This is a genomic window from Actinomycetota bacterium (assembly GCA_040905475.1).
Classification (GTDB): Bacteria; Actinomycetota; AC-67; order AC-67; family AC-67; genus DATFGK01.
In genome coordinates this window covers 1-652 of the sequence record JBBDRM010000013.1, presented here as the reverse complement: position 1 = coordinate 652, position 652 = coordinate 1, and the positions used below count along the sequence as shown (strand labels likewise).

Annotated in this window: 1 protein-coding gene; it reads right to left on the bottom strand. The window is 65.8% G+C overall.

Annotation, left to right across the window (positions count from 1 at the left end; genetic code table 11):
- Positions 1-25: 25 nt before the first annotated feature.
- Positions 26-544, bottom strand: a complete 519-nt coding sequence (locus WEB06_01540) for a sugar:proton symporter (protein ID MEX2554296.1) — start codon at positions 542-544, stop codon at positions 26-28.
- Between the last annotated feature and the right edge of the window lie 108 nt (positions 545-652).

The window sequence follows — 652 nt, the reverse complement described above, 5'->3', positions numbered from 1 at the left end:
CCCCCCCCCCCCACCCCACGAAGCCTTACGGGCTGGGGACCGCCTTGCGCACGACGATCCTCGGCCGGGTGGCGAAAAGGCCGCCGAACATGGACAGCAAGCCGCCGCCCAGGAGGACCCACATGCCGATCCCGAGTGAACCCGGAAGGTTCGCGTCGATGCGGTAAAGCGTTATCGCGAACAGCGCGAACGCGATGATGCCGAGCGCGCCGGCCAGTCTCGTGATCCATCCGGAGCGCGACGCCATCCCGAGGATGGCGAGGAGCCCGATCGCGATGACCATGATCCCTGCCGACCGGAAGAACGGCGCCTGGGTGCCGAAATCGGCGTCGAAATAGGCGCGATAACTTACCTCGGTTCCCATGATGCCGTCGGGCCGTATCCACTCCAAGAACGCCGACACGATCAGACCTGCCGCTCCGAGCAGCGTGAAGAGCATGCTCTGAGCCGCTCCCTCGATCGGCGAGACGACGGGCGTAGCAGGCTGCTCCACGACCGTGGGCTCAACCGGATCGTTGACGTTGGTTGCTCTGCGTCTGAACACGACGCCACCCTCCCTTCGCATCCGAAGGTTCTGTGCAAATCCCCTTACCCACGTCCGTATCGGGTCATGCCCGGTCCGTAAGCAGAACGAGGGGGGCCCGGGGGGGGG